The organism is Terricaulis silvestris (assembly GCF_009792355.1).
Taxonomy (GTDB): Bacteria; Pseudomonadota; Alphaproteobacteria; order Caulobacterales; family Aquidulcibacteraceae; genus Vitreimonas; species Vitreimonas silvestris.
On the sequence record NZ_CP047045.1, the window covers coordinates 3,524,105 to 3,540,215 of the forward strand.

21 protein-coding genes and 1 tRNA gene are annotated in these 16,111 nt (G+C 63.2%); 11 read left to right on the forward strand and 11 right to left on the reverse strand.

Annotation, left to right across the window (positions count from 1 at the left end; all coding sequences use genetic code 11):
- Window positions 1-15: 15 nt before the first annotated feature.
- Both DSM104635_RS17965 and DSM104635_RS17970 read right to left on the reverse strand, forming a co-directional pair.
- Window positions 16-399: a DUF5367 family protein gene (locus DSM104635_RS17965; RefSeq protein WP_158767544.1), complete on the reverse strand. Its 384-nt coding sequence runs from the start codon at window positions 397-399 to the stop codon at window positions 16-18.
- A 43-nt stretch (window positions 400-442) separates the two neighbouring features.
- Window positions 443-1,582 (reverse strand): acyl-CoA dehydrogenase family protein, encoded by a 1,140-nt coding sequence (locus DSM104635_RS17970; RefSeq protein ID WP_158767545.1) that lies wholly within the window; start codon window positions 1,580-1,582, stop codon window positions 443-445.
- A gap of 198 nt (window positions 1,583-1,780) precedes the next feature.
- On the opposite strand from DSM104635_RS17970, the gene DSM104635_RS17975 reads away from it, so the two are divergent.
- The gene (locus DSM104635_RS17975; protein ID WP_158767546.1) at window positions 1,781-2,014 is read left to right on the forward strand and encodes a hypothetical protein; all 234 of its coding nucleotides are present in this window, start codon (window positions 1,781-1,783) and stop codon (window positions 2,012-2,014) included.
- Window positions 2,015-2,039: 25 nt separating this feature from the next.
- A complete protein-coding gene (locus DSM104635_RS17980; protein ID WP_158767547.1) occupies window positions 2,040-2,273 on the forward strand; it encodes a hypothetical protein in 234 nt (77 codons plus the stop codon).
- A 62-nt stretch (window positions 2,274-2,335) separates the two neighbouring features.
- Here the strand turns inward: DSM104635_RS17980 and DSM104635_RS17985 are convergent, their stop codons facing one another.
- From DSM104635_RS17985 to DSM104635_RS17995, 3 genes are read right to left on the reverse strand one after another with little or no spacing between them, the layout of a single operon-like run.
- Complete coding sequence (locus DSM104635_RS17985) at window positions 2,336-2,653, reverse strand: hypothetical protein (RefSeq protein WP_158767548.1); 318 nt, start codon at window positions 2,651-2,653, stop codon at window positions 2,336-2,338.
- Window positions 2,646-3,122 carry an RNA polymerase sigma factor gene (locus DSM104635_RS17990; protein WP_158767549.1) on the reverse strand — a complete coding sequence of 159 codons (477 nt, stop codon included), beginning with the start codon at window positions 3,120-3,122 and terminating at the stop codon, window positions 2,646-2,648. Before DSM104635_RS17990 ends, DSM104635_RS17985 begins: the two co-directional genes overlap by 8 nt.
- Before the next feature lie 12 nt (window positions 3,123-3,134).
- Window positions 3,135-3,563 (reverse strand): hypothetical protein, encoded by a 429-nt coding sequence (locus DSM104635_RS17995; protein ID WP_158767550.1) that lies wholly within the window; start codon window positions 3,561-3,563, stop codon window positions 3,135-3,137.
- A 121-nt stretch (window positions 3,564-3,684) separates the two neighbouring features.
- On the opposite strand from DSM104635_RS17995, the gene DSM104635_RS18000 reads away from it, so the two are divergent.
- The 3 genes from DSM104635_RS18000 to DSM104635_RS18010 are packed head-to-tail and all read left to right on the forward strand — an operon-like array spanning window position 3,685 to window position 5,945.
- On the forward strand, window positions 3,685-4,620 hold the full coding sequence (locus tag DSM104635_RS18000) for a DUF4350 domain-containing protein (RefSeq protein WP_158767551.1): 936 nt from the start codon (window positions 3,685-3,687) through the stop codon (window positions 4,618-4,620).
- 48 nt (window positions 4,621-4,668) lie between these two features.
- A complete protein-coding gene (locus tag DSM104635_RS18005) occupies window positions 4,669-5,562 on the forward strand; it encodes a DMT family transporter (RefSeq protein ID WP_158767552.1) in 894 nt (297 codons plus the stop codon).
- Complete coding sequence (locus DSM104635_RS18010) at window positions 5,559-5,945, forward strand: PaaI family thioesterase (RefSeq protein WP_158767553.1); 387 nt, start codon at window positions 5,559-5,561, stop codon at window positions 5,943-5,945. The genes DSM104635_RS18005 and DSM104635_RS18010 overlap by 4 nt, the downstream gene beginning before the upstream one ends.
- On the opposite strand, the gene DSM104635_RS18015 is transcribed toward DSM104635_RS18010, so the two are convergent.
- The gene (locus DSM104635_RS18015) at window positions 5,946-6,173 is read right to left on the reverse strand and encodes a hypothetical protein (protein ID WP_158767554.1); all 228 of its coding nucleotides are present in this window, start codon (window positions 6,171-6,173) and stop codon (window positions 5,946-5,948) included.
- Between the two features lie 93 nt (window positions 6,174-6,266).
- On the opposite strand from DSM104635_RS18015, the gene DSM104635_RS18020 reads away from it, so the two are divergent.
- Window positions 6,267-6,341 (forward strand) — tRNA-Val (locus DSM104635_RS18020).
- Between the two features lie 106 nt (window positions 6,342-6,447).
- On the opposite strand, the gene cpdR is transcribed toward DSM104635_RS18020, so the two are convergent.
- Window positions 6,448-6,810 (reverse strand): cell cycle two-component system response regulator CpdR, encoded by a 363-nt coding sequence (gene cpdR / locus DSM104635_RS18025; protein WP_158767555.1) that lies wholly within the window; start codon window positions 6,808-6,810, stop codon window positions 6,448-6,450.
- A 140-nt stretch (window positions 6,811-6,950) separates the two neighbouring features.
- Between cpdR and DSM104635_RS18030 the strand changes: the two genes are divergently transcribed.
- Both DSM104635_RS18030 and typA read left to right on the forward strand, forming a co-directional pair.
- Window positions 6,951-7,862 carry an N-formylglutamate amidohydrolase gene (locus tag DSM104635_RS18030; RefSeq protein ID WP_158767556.1) on the forward strand — a complete coding sequence of 304 codons (912 nt, stop codon included), beginning with the start codon at window positions 6,951-6,953 and terminating at the stop codon, window positions 7,860-7,862.
- Between the two features lie 1,481 nt (window positions 7,863-9,343).
- Window positions 9,344-11,176, forward strand: coding sequence for a translational GTPase TypA (gene typA / locus DSM104635_RS18035; protein ID WP_158767557.1), 1,833 nt, complete (start codon window positions 9,344-9,346; stop codon window positions 11,174-11,176).
- On the opposite strand, the gene DSM104635_RS18040 is transcribed toward typA, so the two are convergent.
- Complete coding sequence (locus DSM104635_RS18040; RefSeq protein WP_158767558.1) at window positions 11,173-11,616, reverse strand: hypothetical protein; 444 nt, start codon at window positions 11,614-11,616, stop codon at window positions 11,173-11,175. The genes typA and DSM104635_RS18040 overlap by 4 nt on opposite strands.
- A gap of 265 nt (window positions 11,617-11,881) precedes the next feature.
- On the opposite strand from DSM104635_RS18040, the gene DSM104635_RS18045 reads away from it, so the two are divergent.
- Together DSM104635_RS18045 and hisN are read left to right on the forward strand one after the other, a co-directional pair.
- Window positions 11,882-12,283 carry a helix-turn-helix domain-containing protein gene (locus tag DSM104635_RS18045; protein ID WP_158767559.1) on the forward strand — a complete coding sequence of 134 codons (402 nt, stop codon included), beginning with the start codon at window positions 11,882-11,884 and terminating at the stop codon, window positions 12,281-12,283.
- A gap of 153 nt (window positions 12,284-12,436) precedes the next feature.
- Entirely contained in the window at window positions 12,437-13,222 is a 786-nt protein-coding gene (hisN, locus tag DSM104635_RS18050; protein WP_158767560.1) for a histidinol-phosphatase, read from the forward strand.
- On the opposite strand, the gene DSM104635_RS18055 is transcribed toward hisN, so the two are convergent.
- Window positions 13,219-13,770, reverse strand: coding sequence for a hypothetical protein (locus DSM104635_RS18055; protein ID WP_158767561.1), 552 nt, complete (start codon window positions 13,768-13,770; stop codon window positions 13,219-13,221). The two genes, hisN and DSM104635_RS18055, sit on opposite strands and share 4 nt — an antisense overlap.
- Before the next feature lie 77 nt (window positions 13,771-13,847).
- On the opposite strand from DSM104635_RS18055, the gene DSM104635_RS18060 reads away from it, so the two are divergent.
- Entirely contained in the window at window positions 13,848-14,195 is a 348-nt protein-coding gene (locus DSM104635_RS18060) for a winged helix-turn-helix transcriptional regulator (RefSeq protein ID WP_228445753.1), read from the forward strand.
- Here DSM104635_RS18060 and aguB read toward each other — a convergent pair.
- Window positions 14,186-15,031 carry an N-carbamoylputrescine amidase gene (aguB, locus tag DSM104635_RS18065; protein ID WP_158767562.1) on the reverse strand — a complete coding sequence of 282 codons (846 nt, stop codon included), beginning with the start codon at window positions 15,029-15,031 and terminating at the stop codon, window positions 14,186-14,188. The genes DSM104635_RS18060 and aguB overlap by 10 nt on opposite strands.
- The gene (locus DSM104635_RS18070) at window positions 15,031-16,017 is read right to left on the reverse strand and encodes an agmatine deiminase family protein (RefSeq protein ID WP_158767563.1); all 987 of its coding nucleotides are present in this window, start codon (window positions 16,015-16,017) and stop codon (window positions 15,031-15,033) included. Before DSM104635_RS18070 ends, aguB begins: the two co-directional genes overlap by 1 nt.
- Window positions 16,018-16,111 lie beyond the last annotated feature (94 nt).

Consider the following 16,111-nt stretch of genomic DNA (forward strand, 5'->3'; position numbering starts at 1 on the left):
TCAGCTCGCGCCGCCTCATATGCGCTCATCCTGCGGCGCGAGCTGCGTCATGAACAAACCTACCATCAGGATCGACCCGCAAAACAACAACGACCAGGCGCCAAACGTGGCATCCAAGGTCGGATCGATGTTGGGCAGCGTCGTGACGAATTCGTGCGTCATGAAGCCGTTCAGAAACAGCGACGGCAAGGCGATGCCGATCGCCGCCTCGCCCTCATCGCCGCGCGCTTCGTGCAGCAATCTCAGCAGCAGAAGCGTGGCGATCACGCCGACGACTGGCGCGGAGATATACGCGATCAGCCGCCCATCCGGCAAAAAGAACATCTGCCCCGCAAACCGAAACACCGCGGCGACCGCGAGCCACAACACAAACCCCAGCCCCATCGCGCGCAAGATCATATGCTGCCTTTCCGTACCAACTGATGGCTCGATTTAGAACCACTCAAGATTTCAACAACTCGCGCGCGACGATCACGCGCATGATCTCGTTGGTGCCTTCCAGGATGCGGTGCACGCGCAGATCGCGAACGATGCGCTCGACCTCGTAGTCCGCCAGATAGCCATAGCCGCCGTGCAACTGCAGCGCCTGATCGGCTACCTTGAACGCGGTGTCAGTGACAAAGCGCTTGGCCATGGCGCAAAACTTGGTCGCGTCCGGCGCTTTTGCATCGAGCTTTTGCGCCGCCTGATGCAGGAGCGCGCGCGAAGCGGCCAAATCCGTCGCCATATCGGCCAATGTGAACTGCGTGTTCTGAAAGTCCGCGATGCGCTTGCCGAATTGCTTACGCTCTTGCACGTAAGCCAGCGCGCGATCGAAGGCATCTTGCGCCCCACCGAGCGCGCACGCCGCGATGTTCAAGCGTCCGCCATCGAGCCCTTTCATCGCGTACTTGAAGCCCTCGCCTTCCGGGCCAACGCGATTGTCCACCGGCACTTTGCAATTATCGAACGCGACGATTGCCGTGGGTTGGGCTCGCCAACCCATCTTGTCTTCCATCTTGCCGAACGAGAGCCCCGGCGTGCCGTTCTCGACCAGCATCGTGGACACGCCCTTCGGCCCGTCCTCACCCGTCCGGCACATCAGCACATAAAGATCAGAGAACCCCGCGCCAGAGATAAACGCCTTCGAGCCGTTGATGACGTACTGCGAATTGCCGTCCGCCTTCGCCGTGGTGCGCAACGCGCCTGCATCAGAGCCCGAACCTGGCTCAGTCAAGCAATACGAAGCGATCTTCTTGCCGGCAGTGAGTTGCGGCAGCCATTCCGCGCGTTGCTCGTCGCTGCCGAACGAGTCGATCATCCACGCGCACATGTTGTGGATCGACATGAACGCCGACGTGGCGATGCAGCCGCGCGACAATTCTTCGAAGATCAACGCCGCGTCATGCCGCGTTAGTCCAGAGCCGCCATGCTCTTCGCGCACGTAAATGCCGGCGAAGCCGAGCTGCGCCAGCTCCTCAAGCACACCACGATCCAGCCCCTCTTCCTCCCAGCGCGCCGCGTTTGGCCGCAACCGCTCCTGCGCAAACGCGCGCGCGGTTTCGACGATCATGGCTTGGTCTTCGGTGAGCTCGGCGGCCATTGTTCCCTCTGCCTGTGCTCGCTTTATAACCGCCCCGCCTCGCATCGCCAGCGTTCCCGTTCAGGAACCAGCCGCGGGCGCTGAGGAGGTCTTGCCCCTTCAGCGCCGCTTTTTTGGAACCGTGTGGTTTTCGTCGCGTTCACCTTCCCGGCGGCGGAACAACACGTCGTCCGAGGACGGGACATTTAGGAGAAATGCATGTTGAAGCCTGTGTTAGCCGCGCTTGTAGCGGCGAGCTTCCTCACGCTCGGCGCTTGCACACAAGAAACGCGTGTCGAGGACGAGCCCACTGCTGAGCAAGCCATCGAGAACGCTGGCGACAGCATCGAACAAGCCGGCGACAACGCCGCGGATTCCATCGAACAGGCGGGTGAAAACGCTGAGCAGTCGATCGAAAACGCGACCGACAACAACACGGCCACAACCCCGTAACCACTTCACTGCAGGAGAGAGAGCAATGAAAACACTTCTGATGACGGCCGCTGCGGCGGCGATACTGGGTCTGGCTGCGTGCGGCCAAGGCGCCAACGAAGAAGCCGGCGAAGCCGCCGACACCGCGTACGAACAATCCACCACCGGCACCACCGACCTCGGCCAAGGCCCGCAGGAAGAAGCCGGCGAAGCGGTGGACCAAGCCACCGAAGGCGCGCCGGCAGCCGACCCCGCCGCTCCGGCCCCGACCACGCCGTAACGCGATCCTTCGCTGTACGGCAGAGCTCCCCTCGCGCCCTCGGCGCGGGGGGAGTTTCCGTTTTAGCGGCGTGCGAACAACGGGATTGCGGCAACCGCCGCGCCGGCCACCAGCATCGCAAGCGCGATCGCCGCCGCCATTGCAAGCACTGGCGATTGATCCGGCCTCAGCAACTGAGCCGCGAAGACAGCCGCTGTGGCACAGACTCCTGCTACAATAGCGGGCAATCCCTTCTCCAAGACGGCGGGGCCGCGCGCGGCGCGCTCGAGCCGCCGACGCAACGCCGCCTTCCACAACAGCGCTTCAGCCGGCGGCGAGCATCCTGGTAGCTCCGCGTTCCTTAGCGCCGCGATCGCCGCGTTGACCGCTTCATCACTCATAACCGCCTCCACGCAACGCGGCCTCAAAACGCCGCCGCGCCCTATGCAACATCACGCGCACGCTCCCTTCGCCAAGTCCAAGCACAGTTCCAATCGCGGCATGATCGTCGCCTTCGACATAAGCCAGCCAGATCAGCTGCCGCTCTTGCAGCGTCAGTGTTTGAAACAAACGCGACAGGTCGAGGCGCAAGCCCTCTTTCTCAACATACACTGCATCCGCGACCTCTACGCTTTGCGCGGCGCGCTTTTGCCTGCGCCATGCATCCCGGATCAGATTGCTAGCGATGCGAAAGAGGTAGGCACGCGCTTGCGGCAAGCCCGTCGGAAACGTGGCGCTGCCCAGCGCGCGCAAATACGTCTCCTGCACGATATCGTCGGCCGCCGCGACACTGCCCAGCACACGCGCGGCGTAGCGGCGCAACGGCTCTGCCGTTTCTTCATGCATCTGTTTGAAGGTGCGTTCGTCCACGCCGCGGCTCGCTCAGGGCCGCAATCGCCGAGCGAGCCATGCGGCGCCCAGAAAGCCCACGCCGAGCACGCCGGACAACACCGCCAATGTCAGCCAGACATCCGAAACGCCGAGCAGGTTGTAGGCCATCAAGCCCAACAGGCCGGCCGTCGCGGCCAGCGACACAACGCCCACCTGCGCCGCCCGCGCGCCACGGGCAGCCTCGCTGCCCTCATCTGCCCGCACCAACTCCGCAACGATGCGTGCAACATCATCACCATCCATGGCGTTCAGCCGATCGAGCACCTTCAGCCGAAAGGCCAGCAGCTGCGTCAGCCGATGGCGTCGGGCGAGTTCGGAAACCGCGAGCCACAGCACGAATGCGCCAGTCGTCAGCACCCCCGCGATCAAGACCGCTTCGCTGATTGCCGACGCTGTCGCGACGGTTTGCAAGTCACTCATGTCAGTGCTCCTGGCCATCGGGACTAAGACGCGCCAAAGCGCCCGGCGTTAACAATCCTCAGCAGAAATTTCCCGTGTTAACGGCCCAGCCCTCCCGGCGTTGAAGGCGCCAGGAGGCACCATGCACAAGATTGCCGGACTCGTTGGGCTTTTCCTATTCGGAGGGATCGCCAGCTTGGCTGCTCTGCTCTTCTTTCAAGGTCAGCGCCCAGACTACACGTGGCACCCGAGCGCCACGCCGCCTGCGTTTGTCAACGCGCACCCACGCGTCCTCATCGACGAAGGACATCACAACGCCTCCACCGCCGGGCTGTTCGGCCGTTACATGCCGCTGGCGCGGCTGCTCAAGGCGGAAGGCTACGACGTGGTGCGCGGCAATGCGCGTTTCACTGATGGCACGCTGGCAAGCACCGGCATCCTAGTCATCGCCAACGCCTCGGGCGCGGCCCGATTGCAATTCTGGGGCTTCAATTTGCCGATCGGCGATCGCGGCGATCGCGGCGCGGCGGCCTTCACCGCACTTGAAATCGAAGCCGTGCGCGCGTGGGTCGAACGTGGCGGATCACTGCTCCTGATTGCCGATCACGCACCGTTCGGCGCCGCCTCCGCGCAACTGGCGGCGGCGTTCGACGTTACGATGCGCGGGGGCAGCGTCGAAATACCCGGCGCGACGTCGGACCCATTGCCGTTCGAACAGGGAGCGCTTGGCGATCATCCGATCCTCTCTGGCGTCGACCAAGTCTTCACCTTCTCGGGCCAATCGCTAAGCGGCCCGGCGGACGCCACGATCCTACTCCGCCTTCCACACAACGCGATTGAGTACGTCGAAGTCAGTCGTGACGAAGCCGCCGGAACGACGACGTTCGAAGATCAGCCTGCCGGCCCCGCCCAAGGGCTTGCGCTGAACTACGGCGCGGGCCGCGTCGTGGTTCTCGGCGAGGCCGCCATGCTCACGGCCCAAGTGAGGGCGGGCCGACCGTTCGGCCTCAGCGCCCCCGGCGGCGACAACGAGCGCTTTGCACGCAATGTGATGCGCTGGCTAGCGCACGACGATTGACGATTGCGGTTAGTTCTCCCTCGGGCCAGAAGCCCCACGGGAGTTTTCATGTCCGTGCGCGCGTTTCCGCCGGCCTTAGTGCTGGTGCTAGCGATCATGGCCGGCGCGTGCATGGACGCGACCATAAAGTATCTATCGCAGACCAACCCCGTGCTGCTGGTCGCGTTCGGGCGATACTTGTTCGGCGCCATTTTCTCGTTCGGCATCTATTGGCAAGCCGGCCGCCCGGCCATCAGCTCTGAGATGTGGCGCGCGCACGGCGTGCGCGGATTTCTGATCGCCGCATGCGCGGTCACTTTCTTCTGGGCGCTCAGCGTGCTGCCACTCGCCGAAGCGGTGACGCTCTCTTTCATCTATCCCCTTCTCGCGCCCTTCGTGGCGAGCCTGCTGTTGAAGGAACGCATTCGCGCGTCGAGCATGATCAGCGCCGTGGTCGGTTTCGCCGGCGTCATCGTCGCCATGCAGGGCGCGCCGAGCGAAGCGGAATCGCCGCAGCACGATCTCGGCGTAGCGGCAGTGCTCGTGTCCGCCGGCTTTTTCTCCTTCGCCATGGTGCTCTTGCGTGAGCGCGCGCAGAAAGACGGCGCGCCGATTGTCGGCCTGATGACGAGCCTCATTCCCGGCATCATCCTGCTGCCGCCGACCATCATTTTCGCCACACCGCCCGTGCTCGAAACCTGGCCGTTCTTCCTGCTAATGGGCGCGCTGGCGGCGGCGTTCATGTACTTGATGGCGCGCGCCTACGCCGCCGCTGAAGCCCAACAGCTTGCGCCGATCCACTACACCGAGCTGATCTGGGCCACCGCAATCGGCTACGTAGTTTTCCAAGAGACGCCGCACCTCGAAATTTATCTCGGCGCCGCGCTCATCATTGCGGCGTGTCTTTTCGCGGCCTACGACGAACGCCGCATCGCACTCACCAAGAGAGAAGCCGCGCCATGAACTTCGCCGACCAGATTCCGTTCGCCAAGACCATGGGCGTCGAGATCACCGAGGCGACGCCCGAGCGCGTCGTCGCCCGTCTCGTCGTACGGCCAGAGCTTTGCACTGGCGGCTCCATTCTACACGGCGGCGCCATCATGGCGCTCGCAGACTCCGCCGGCGCGGTTGGCGCCTTCCTTTCGCTGCCGCCCGGCGCCACCGGCACCACCACGATCGAAAGCAAGACCAATTTCCTCGGCGCCGCAAAAGCCGGCGTCACCATCATCGCCGAAGCCACCCCCGTGCACAAAGGCAAGCGCACCAGCGTCTGGCAAACGCGCGTCGCCACCGAGGACGGCAAGGCCGTCGCCCTCGTGATCCAAACGCAGCTGGTGCTGAGTTAGCTACTTCCTTCGCTTCGGCCGCGGCATCGCGACGGCCTTGCCAATATTGGTCATCGCAACCGTGATCGCTTTCGGGTCGTCCGTCTGCTCCGCCTCACCTGTCGCGAACAGATCGCGGCTGACGTCCCACGCTTCCAGCGCCAGCTTCTTGCTCGACGTCGCCACCACCCAATCGCCAAACCCGATCTGAGCGCGAAACACTTTGATGCGGGGTGGGAGCTTTGCCATGGACGGAAGGTTACCCGCTTGCGGCCTATTTTCCACTGCGCCGGAACTTGCGGCGCGGCAGGTTCGCAGTCTATATCGCCGGACCCAACGGTCGGGCGCGTAGCTCAGCGGGAGAGCACTACGTTGACATCGTAGGGGTCACAGGTTCGATCCCTGTCGCGCCCACCATCCTACGCTCGCGATGCCGCGCGTTGGATGTCCTCCGAAGCCTTGGCGAAGGAGGACTACATCTCCATCCGCGAGCTGCGGATGGCTCCGCTGTCCAAATCTTGAATCAAGCTGCCGCGATCACGCGTTCGATCTCCACCACGAGATCCTTGAGGTGGAAGGGCTTGGACAGCACCTTCGCATCCTTCGGCGCCTGGCTTTGCGCTGAAAGCGCCACGGCGGCGAAACCGGTAATAAAAACAATCTTCATCGCTGGATCGGCTTCAGCGCCACGGCGCGCCAGTTCGATGCCATCAAGGCCCGGCATCACGATGTCCGTCAGCAGCAGATCATAGGTGCCGTGCTCCAGCGCTTCCCAAGCGCTGTCGCCGTCGCCATGGCCCGATACGTCGTGGCCGGCGCGCGTCAAGCTCTGCACCAGGAACCCCCGGAGCGAGTCGTCGTCTTCCGCCAACAGGATACGCGCCATCCACAGCTCCGGAACGTCCGGCCCCCTTCAAACCGGTAGCCCCTACCACACCACCGGTAAAGGCCGGCTGAACCGTCACACACAGGCGGTAATCATGTGGAAACGTTGACGGCCCGCGCGGCTGCGGCGAACAATGATTCATGGACTTGACGGATCTTGGCCAGAGCGCGCTCAGCGCCCGCGCGGAAGGCGAAAGCCTCGCCGAATCCGTCGTCGAGCCGCCCTTTGTCCTGATCGAACCGCTGAGGCGCACCGCGCCGCTCATCTTCTCTTCACCACACAGCGGGCGACGTTATCCAGCGGAGCTACTGGCCGATACGCGCGTGCCGCTGATCAGTCTGCGGCGCTCGGAAGACGCCTATGTCGACGAGCTGATCGCGGGCGCCGCCGCGCACGGCGCAACCGTGCTCTCGGCGACTGTCGCGCGCGCTTATGTCGATCTGAACCGCGATCCCGCAGAGCTTGATCCGGAAATGTTCGACGAGCGGCCACCGCCTAGCGTGCACCTCACTTCCGCGCGCGTGCAGGCCGGCCTCGGCGCCATCCCGCGCGTCAGCGGCGACGGCCAGGCGATCTATCGGCGCAAACTTTCATTGCCCGACGCCGAACGCCGCATGGCGCAGGTGCACCGCCCCTATCATGCGATGCTCGCGAACCTCGTCGCAGAGACCAAGGAAGCGTTCGGCTGCGCGGTGTTGGTGGATTGCCATTCCATGCCCAGTAACTCACGCGGCGCGCATGCGCCCGACATCGTGCTGGGCGATCGCTTCGGCGCGTCATGCCACCCATCCGTCACCGCGCTCGCGGAAGCGACGTTGCGCCGCTTGGGGTATCGCGTCGCCCGCAACGCGCCGTTCGCCGGCGGCCATACGACGCAAACCTACGGCCGCCCCGCTTTGCACACCCACGCTCTGCAAATCGAGATCAGCCGCGCGCTCTACGTCGACGAACGCACGCTCGAGCGCACCAACGGCTACGTCCGCGTCCGCGCCGACATGAGCCGGCTGGCCGAAGCGCTTGCCGCGGCGACGCTGCATAAGAGCTTGGCTTAGCGCGCAGCCCGGAGTCCGCTGCTGACCCGGAGCGGACTCTGTTGCATTTGAGCTTAGTCGTGTTGAAAGTAGAACCACTGGTGAGGCGGCTCTGTGAGAGGCCTTTCGCCATGTTGAGGCGGGCCGGGCAAGCGGCGGTAGGTAATCCCGCTCATGACGCTCCCAAATGCCGTTCCGTCGTCTCCGTTCACAAAGGTAACGCGCCAGCGACCTTCGTCGACGATAGCAGACCGGTACCGAAGTCGGTGAAGTTCTCGTGCAATTTCAGCGATGCAACCGGCGCGCTGGTTTTGACGCGCTAAGAAACGCGAGGCGTCCTCACACGCCACCGCAGCTTCGGCAAGCTGTTGCAACTGGTCACGATCCCTCTGGAACTGAGCGGATGTCTCCTCAAAAGATCGGACATCGCCGCAAGCAGCCAGCAGTAGGACGAAGACGGCCAGAAACTTGGGGCGCATGGCTTACATATAGCTTGTGGGGCCGATGTCCCCACTCGGCGAAGAACGGACTCATGGAAAAACGGGGATTGAGCGCAGCTCAATCCGGAGGATACACACTATCGCCTGCAGGTTGGAGCGCGCGGCTCCGCCGCGCTTAGCGCCTCACTTTCAAGCCTTTTGCGCCAATGCGCGGCGGAGCCGCGCGCTCCAACTTCAAAATATTTGCGCTAATCTATCCGACCGAATTGACTCCGCCGTACTCTGAGTCCGTCCGCACACGGGAGATTTCTGAGACGTCCGAAACTTTGGAATGTGAGGGACACGGTCGGTGGGATTTGTTTGCGGGGAGTGAAACCGCAAAGTCCAAGGTTCGGAAGCCTTGCCCACAGAACCGGCGAATTGGGAATGGAGCTAAGCCCCAAGGGATCAGTCTTCGGTGAAGGCTTGTCCCGGAAGCGCACCGTGCAGGAGGCGAGCTGGCCATCGTCAGCGTTCTACAACTCCTCGTCCCAGGCCGGGAAAAACGATCGGCAACCGGGGCGCGCGAAGCGCGCAGCGTTGGTTGGAGACAATCGACGCACCCTACAGAGACTACTCAGCGCGGATCGCGCGCCCCGACTCCCGACTTCGCGTCGCGAAGTCGTCTCGCCGAAGCCTAGGCGAAGGCGGACAAGAGCGAAAAGAAACCCGCATCGGCGGCGTTTTCGCGCGCTCAAGAAAAAACCGCCGGGCTTTGAGGCCCGGCGGCGGAAAGGTAAAATAGGGAGGAAACGCCCGATAGGGCGGGTGCGGGATCGCGAAACCCCGCAACGAGGAAAACCTATTTCGCAGCGCAGCATTTTGCAAGGTGAACACAGCGTCACGTTTATGTAATCAATCATACATGACTGTTTACGTTTGATTTTTTGGAGCGCTTTGCTATGCTGCGCTGCACACATGCATATTTGGATGGATTGTGCCTAAGGAATTGCGCCGTCTGCCGTTGAAGCAGGCGCCTTCGGCAGGCAGAACCCGCGGCTATTCCCGTTGAAAGCTCCTGAAATGGCCGAGCGCCTTCGTAATCTCGCGATCATCGCCCACGTCGACCATGGCAAGACCACCTTGGTCGACCAAATGCTCGTCCAAGGCGGCGCCTTCCGCGCCAACGAAGCGCACGCCGAACGCGCCATGGATTCCAACGATCAGGAGCGCGAGCGCGGCATCACCATTCTCGCCAAGTGCACATCGATCCATTGGGGTGACGATTGGCGCCTCAACATCGTCGATACGCCCGGCCACGCCGACTTCGGCGGCGAAGTCGAACGCATTCTCGGCATGGTCGATGGCTGCGTGCTGCTGGTGGACGCCAGCGAAGGCGTGATGCCGCAAACCAAGTTCGTGCTGTCGAAGGCGCTGAACCGCGGTTTGAGGCCGATGGTCGTGCTCAACAAAGTCGATCGTGCGAGCGCCGATCCGGACAAAGCGCTGAACGAAATCTTCGAACTCTTCCTCGCGCTCGGCGCCAGCGACGAGCAAGCCGATTTCCCGATCCTCTACGCCAGCGGCAAAGAAGGCTGGGCGAAGACCGACATGACCGGCGAGAATAAAGATCTAACGCCGCTGTTCGAACTCATCGTTCGCCACGTGCCCGATCCCCAGCCGATTCAAAAGAAGGACGAGCCGTTCGCATTCCTCGTCACCATGATCGATTCCGATCCGTTCCTCGGCCGCATCCTGACCGGCCGCGTTGAGGCGGGCCGCGTGAAGGTTGGCGATCCGGTGCGCGCGCTGTCGCGCGAAGGCAAGGAAATCGAGAAAGGCCGCCTCACCAAGCTGCTCTCGTTCCGCGGCTTGAAGCGCGTGCCAGTCGAAAGCGCCGAGGCCGGCGACATCATCGCCATTGCCGGCCTGGTCGAAACCACCGTCGCCGACACCATCGGCTCGCCGGACCTGGCCGCACCGATCCCATCGACGCCAATCGATCCGCCGACGCTGGCGATCACCGTATCGATCAACGACTCCCCGCTCGCCGGTCGCGCCGGCGATAAGGTGCAGAGCCGCGTTATCCGCGCGCGTTTGCTGGCGGAAGCGGAATCCAACGTCGCCATCCGCGTCACCGAGACTGCCAACAGGGACGCCTACGAGGTCGCTGGGCGCGGCGAACTGCAACTCGGCGTGCTGGTGGAAACCATGCGCCGCGAAGGCTTCGAACTTTCGCTCTCGCGCCCGAAAGTATTGACGCGCAGCGAAAACGGTCAAACGCTTGAGCCGGTCGAAGAAGTCGTGATCGACGTGGATGATGAATACACGGGCGTCGTCATCGAGAAGATGAGCATTCGCAAAGGCGAACTACAGGACATGCGCCCCTCAGGCGGTGGCAAGACGCGGCTGGTGATGTACGCGCCGGCGCGCGGCATGGTCGGGTATCACGGCGAATTTCTCACTGACACGCGCGGCTCTGGCGTCATGAACCGCCTCTTCCACTCCTGGGCGCCATGGAAGGGCGAAATCCCGGGCCGCCGTAACGGCGCGCTGATCTCCAACGACAAGGGCCAATCGACGGCCTTCGCGCTTTGGAATCTTGAAGATCGCGGCCAGATGTTCATCGCCGATGGCGAAGACGTCTACGAAGGCATGATCATCGGCGAGAACAGCCGCGGCGAAGATCTCGACGTCAATCCGCTGAAGGGCAAGAAGCTCACCAACGTGCGCGCGTCCGGTAAGGATGAATCGATCCGCCTGACGCCCCCGCGCCGGTTGACGCTCGAACAAGCAATGGCTTGGATCGAAGACGACGAACTGGTGGAAGTTACGCCCGCCGCGATCCGGCTGCGCAAGGCGTATCTCGATCCGAACGAGCGCAAACGCCAATCGCGCGCTAAGGAAGCCGGTTAACCCTCGCGCGGCGCATCCACATGCACGCCACGCCGCCATTCGGCGCGGCGCTGCGCAACTTGCGCACCCACATCAACGGGCTCCGGGCAGGTGTAGCTGACCTCGCGCAGTTGCGTCCGCTCCGCCTCGCTCACCTCCGCGCCATAGCAACCAAACTGCGTCAGCACCGCATTGGCCGCCGCACCCCACCACAACGGACCGAGCGTTGCATCGTTAGCGTAAATGGTGGCGTTCTGCGTCAGCAGGCTCGCCAGCGGCTGCGGGTCGCCGCGCTGGATCAGGACGGTTTGATCCTCGTGGTGAAACCAGAGCTGGAACCGCTGATTGCCGACGAACACGTCCGCATCAGGGTTACCACCCTCATAGCTCAACGCCCGCTGCGTCGAAGCGCACGCGCCAAGCGCGAACAGTGCAACAACCGGAAAAGCGCGCAGTCTCATGATGAACCTCATCCTGCGCGAGATGTTCGCGCCCGAAGATGCGCCACAAACGGCAATGCGGCGGCGAAAACACGGCGCGCGCACGTTTACCAATCGCGCGGCGCCAAAACGGTGCGAAGTTCGCGCTGCACGGGCCTTGCACGTGCATGAAACCCTTAACGCGATACAATTCGCGTCACCGGGACTTGGCACGCGTCGTGCTCTCCAAACCGCACATAAGGCGGGCCCAAGTGGGGGAAACCGCCGCGAACAAGGGCGCACTCACATGGCTAACGCCATCGACCTCCACGTCGGCAAGCGACTCCGTCGCCGCCGCCGTCTTCTGGGCCTCACCCAGCAACAGCTGGCTGAGTCCATCGGCATCCGCTTTCAGCAGATCCAAAAGTACGAATGCGGCGCCAACCGCGTGACTGCGAGCCGTCTTTACGAACTCGCCGTCGCGCTGAACGTGCCGGTCAACTATTTCTTCGAAGGCCTCCAACAAGTCGCCAACCCGGCGGCCCCTGGCGCGCCGGCGAACGATCGTGACCTGATCGCCGCTGACGTTCTTTCGCAGAAAGAAACGCTCGAACTGATCCGCGCTTACTACAAGCTCGGCGAACGTCCGCGCCGCCGCCTGCTCGACCTGGCGAAGGCACTGCAAGACGAAAACACCGACGCAGCGTAATCTCCCTTCCCACGCTGCGGAGGAACGGCAACGGGCTCGCCACTGGCGGGCCCGTTTTTCGTTTGCACAAATCAATCCCACACCAGCGGCGCCGCGCTATAGTGAACTGATGGATTTGCACACCCAACGCCGCGAACCGCCGGCGGGTCGCCGATGACCCCCCCGGAAGCCCCCCGCCTACTCACCTTTGCCGACACGTTGGCCGACGCCGCACGCGCGGCAATCCTCCCGTATTTCCGCGCCGCGCATACGGTCGAAAGCAAAGGCGCGCTGTTCGATCCTGTCACCGACGCCGACAAGGCGGCGGAGCGCGCCATGCGCACGCTGATCGAGCGAGAGTTTCCTGACCACTCCGTTCTTGGCGAAGAATACGGCGGCGAACTCTCGAGAAGCGGCTACCAATGGATCCTCGATCCGATCGACGGCACCCGCGCCTTCATCTCAGGCCTGCCGCTCTGGGGCGTGTTGATCGGCCTCTATCACGACGGCCGCCCGCTGATCGGCGTGATGGATCAACCCTATCTCGACGAACGCTATCGCGGCTGGAACGACGGTGCGAATCTCACCGCGCAAGGCGTGACGCGCCCGCTGAAGACGCGCGCCTGCGCCGGTCTTGGTGATGCGATCCTCTCCACGACCGATCCGTATCTGTTCAAGGGCGACGAAGCAGACGCCTTCGCGCGTGTGCGCGCAGAAGCCAAGCTGACGCGCTACGGCTACGATTGCTATGCGTACGCCATGGTCGCGTCCGGCACGATGGATTGCGTTGTCGAGTCCGGCCTCAAACCCTTCGACATCGCCGCCCTCATCCCCATTCTCACCGGCGCCGGCGGCGGCGTGTGCGCATGGGATGGCGGCGACGCAAGTGCTGGCGGCCGTGCATTGGCGTATGGCGACGAGCGCATTCGCAACGCGGCGTTAGATCTGCTTGCGCGCTAATGCCGCGTATCCGTGGCGATCCAGTTGTCGATCCAGCTCACGCCACCGTCCGCGGAGTAGGATTGAACGAAACGCGCGGTGTTCGCGCTCACATCCGAAATCACGAACCGCACCAACACGACGCGACCGTCAACACTATCCTGCCCGTAAAACACGCCGCGTCCGTTCTCGAACCCGCCATAGACCGGCGACGTCAGCTGCCCATCGCGCATGCTGGCGAAGTTCAGGCTCCACTGCTGGGTCTGCGGATTGAACAACCGAAGCGAGACGCCCTCAATCCGCCGATCACCGTTGACGACATTAAGATCGACCAGATTTGCGCGTCCGTCCGCGAACGCATGCACGATCGAGGCGCCGCGAAATTCGGTCCACGCGCCGTCCTCAGAAAGTGGTGCGCGGACGCGGACGTGCGTATTCCACGCACCGATCTCCCAATCGAAATCGCGCGCGCCGTCGGACTGCGCTACCGCGTGCGGCGTCAGCACGCAAAGCCAGCCGAAGACGAGCAGCACGAAGAGTATTCGCGCGCTGGGATTGCGAAGCGCCATGTCGATCGTTCCATGCTAAACCTGCGTGCATCTGGCGCCGACGCGGCGCGCCGCACAACGCACCTCGGGGTAACCGCATGACTGCGCACCTGAAACAGCCCGGCGAACCGATCGCCGAAGATTGCCCGATGCGCGCAGCGATGAGCGCCATCGGCGGCAAGTGGTCGCTGATACTGCTCTACTGGCTCGACAAGGCGCCGCGCCGCTTCAACGAACTGCAGCGGCTCGTGCCGGATATCTCACACAAGGTGCTTACCGAGGTGTTGCGCACGCTGGAGGACGAAGCGCTGATCACGCGCACGGTGTGCGGAACGAACGTTGAGTACGCCATCTCACCGCACGGGCAGAGTGCCAGCCCTTTGATCGATGCGATTCACGACTGGGGCCAAGCGCACTTGGCGCGATCCATGAGCGCTCAGCGATAAAACTCCGTCCGCCGATCGCGGAAGAAGCCCCACGCGGCGCGGTGGCGATCGAGGAAATCCAGATCGAACGTATGCACCAGCACGCCTTCGTCGGCGCGCTCCAAGCTCTGCACCAGATCGCCGCGATGGTCGGCGATGAAGCTTGAACCGTAATAGCTCTGCGTGTTCTTCCCGACTGTCTCCGTGCCGATGCGATTGCTCGCCACCACCGGAATCACATTCGACACCGCATGCCCCTGCATCGCGCGCCGCCACGGATCGCGCGTGTCGAGCGAGGCGTCGTGCGGCTCGGAGCCAATCGCGGTCGGATAGAACAGCACTTCAGCGCCTTGGATCGCCATCGCGCGCGCGGCTTCGGGAAACCACTGGTCCCAGCAAATGCCGACGCCAATGCGGCCGTACGCGGTGTTCCAAACCTTGAAGCCCGTATCGCCTGGCCGGAAATAGTACTTTTCCATGTAGCCCGGGCCGTCAGGAATGTGGCTCTTGCGATAAACGCCGAGCTGCTTGCCGTCCGCATCCACGATGACGACGGAATTGTAGTAGAGCGGCCCATCGCGCTCGTAGATCGAGACGGGGATCACAACGCCCAGCTCTTTCGCCACCGGCGCCATCGCCAAGACGCACGGATGCGTTGCCGCTTCATGCGCCGTCGCGAACCACTTCTCTTCCTGCGCCGTGCAGAAGTACGGACCCTGAAACAGCTCAGACGGCAGGATCACGTGCGCGCCCTTGTTCGCCGCCTCGCGCACGAATCGTTCCGTCCTCTCGATGTTGACCTTCATGTCGTCGCCGTACGACGTTTGAATCGCGGCGACTGTGATCGTCTTGGCCATCACGCCGGCTCCTGCTGAGTGATGCAATGGAACGAGCCGCCGCCCGTGAGGATCGCGTTGGACGAAAGCCCGATGATGCGGCGCCCTGGAAACAACGGCGCGAGCGCATTCACGGCATCATCGCCGCTGCCAGAATAAATCGGTACAACCACTATCGTGTTGCCGATCAGAAAATTCATGTGGCTCGCTGGCACTGCTTCGCCATCCTCATCCTCAACGGCGCCGACAGATGGAATCCGAATCACTTCAAGTTTCCGCCCCTTCGCATCGCGCATCGCGCCCAACTCAAGTGCGATTTCCTCCAGCACGTCAAAATTCGGATCGTCGCGGTTTGCCGGCGCCTGGCACACGACTTTCCCCGGCGCCACGAAGCGCGCCAGGTTGTCGATGTGGCCATCGGTGTGATCGTTCAGCAGTCCTTCGCTGAGCCACAGCACCTTCTCAACACCCAGCGCGCGCTTCAGCGCCACCTCCGCGCCCTCTTCGGTCCAATGCGCGTTGCGGTTCGGGTTGAGCAAGCATTGTCGCGTCGTAAGCAGCGTGCCTTCGCCGTCCATCTCGATGGCGCCGCCTTCGAGGATAAAGTCGTGGCGACGATAGTCCGCCTTCGCCAACAGCGCCACGCGCGCGCCGACTTCATCATCGTGCGGCAGTTGGTACTTGCCGCCCCAGCCGTTGAACTTGAAGCCATGCGCGACGCCCGCGCTATCGAAGATCGGCCCAGTGTCGCGAAACCAGATGTCGCCAAACGCGCCCGGAATAATCTCCGCGCTCTGCCCGATCGAAAGCTTCGCTGACGCTTCCGCCTCGCGGCCGTGCGCCAGCACGCGCATCTTGTCGCCCTTCCCACCATCGTTGAGCGCGCGCACCATCGCCGCCACTTCCGCGCGCGCCGGCTCCAGGTCTTCTCCCCAGAGATCTCCGGCCGACGGCCAAGCGGTCCAAATCGCCTTGTGCGGCTGCCATTCGGCGGGAATCGTCGTCATGGCGGGTCCTTAGCCCATGTGAATGACGCCAGATAGGCGCTTTCAAACCCTACACAAGTGAGCTTGCGTTCTGGCGCGCGCAGCGGCCATCCGG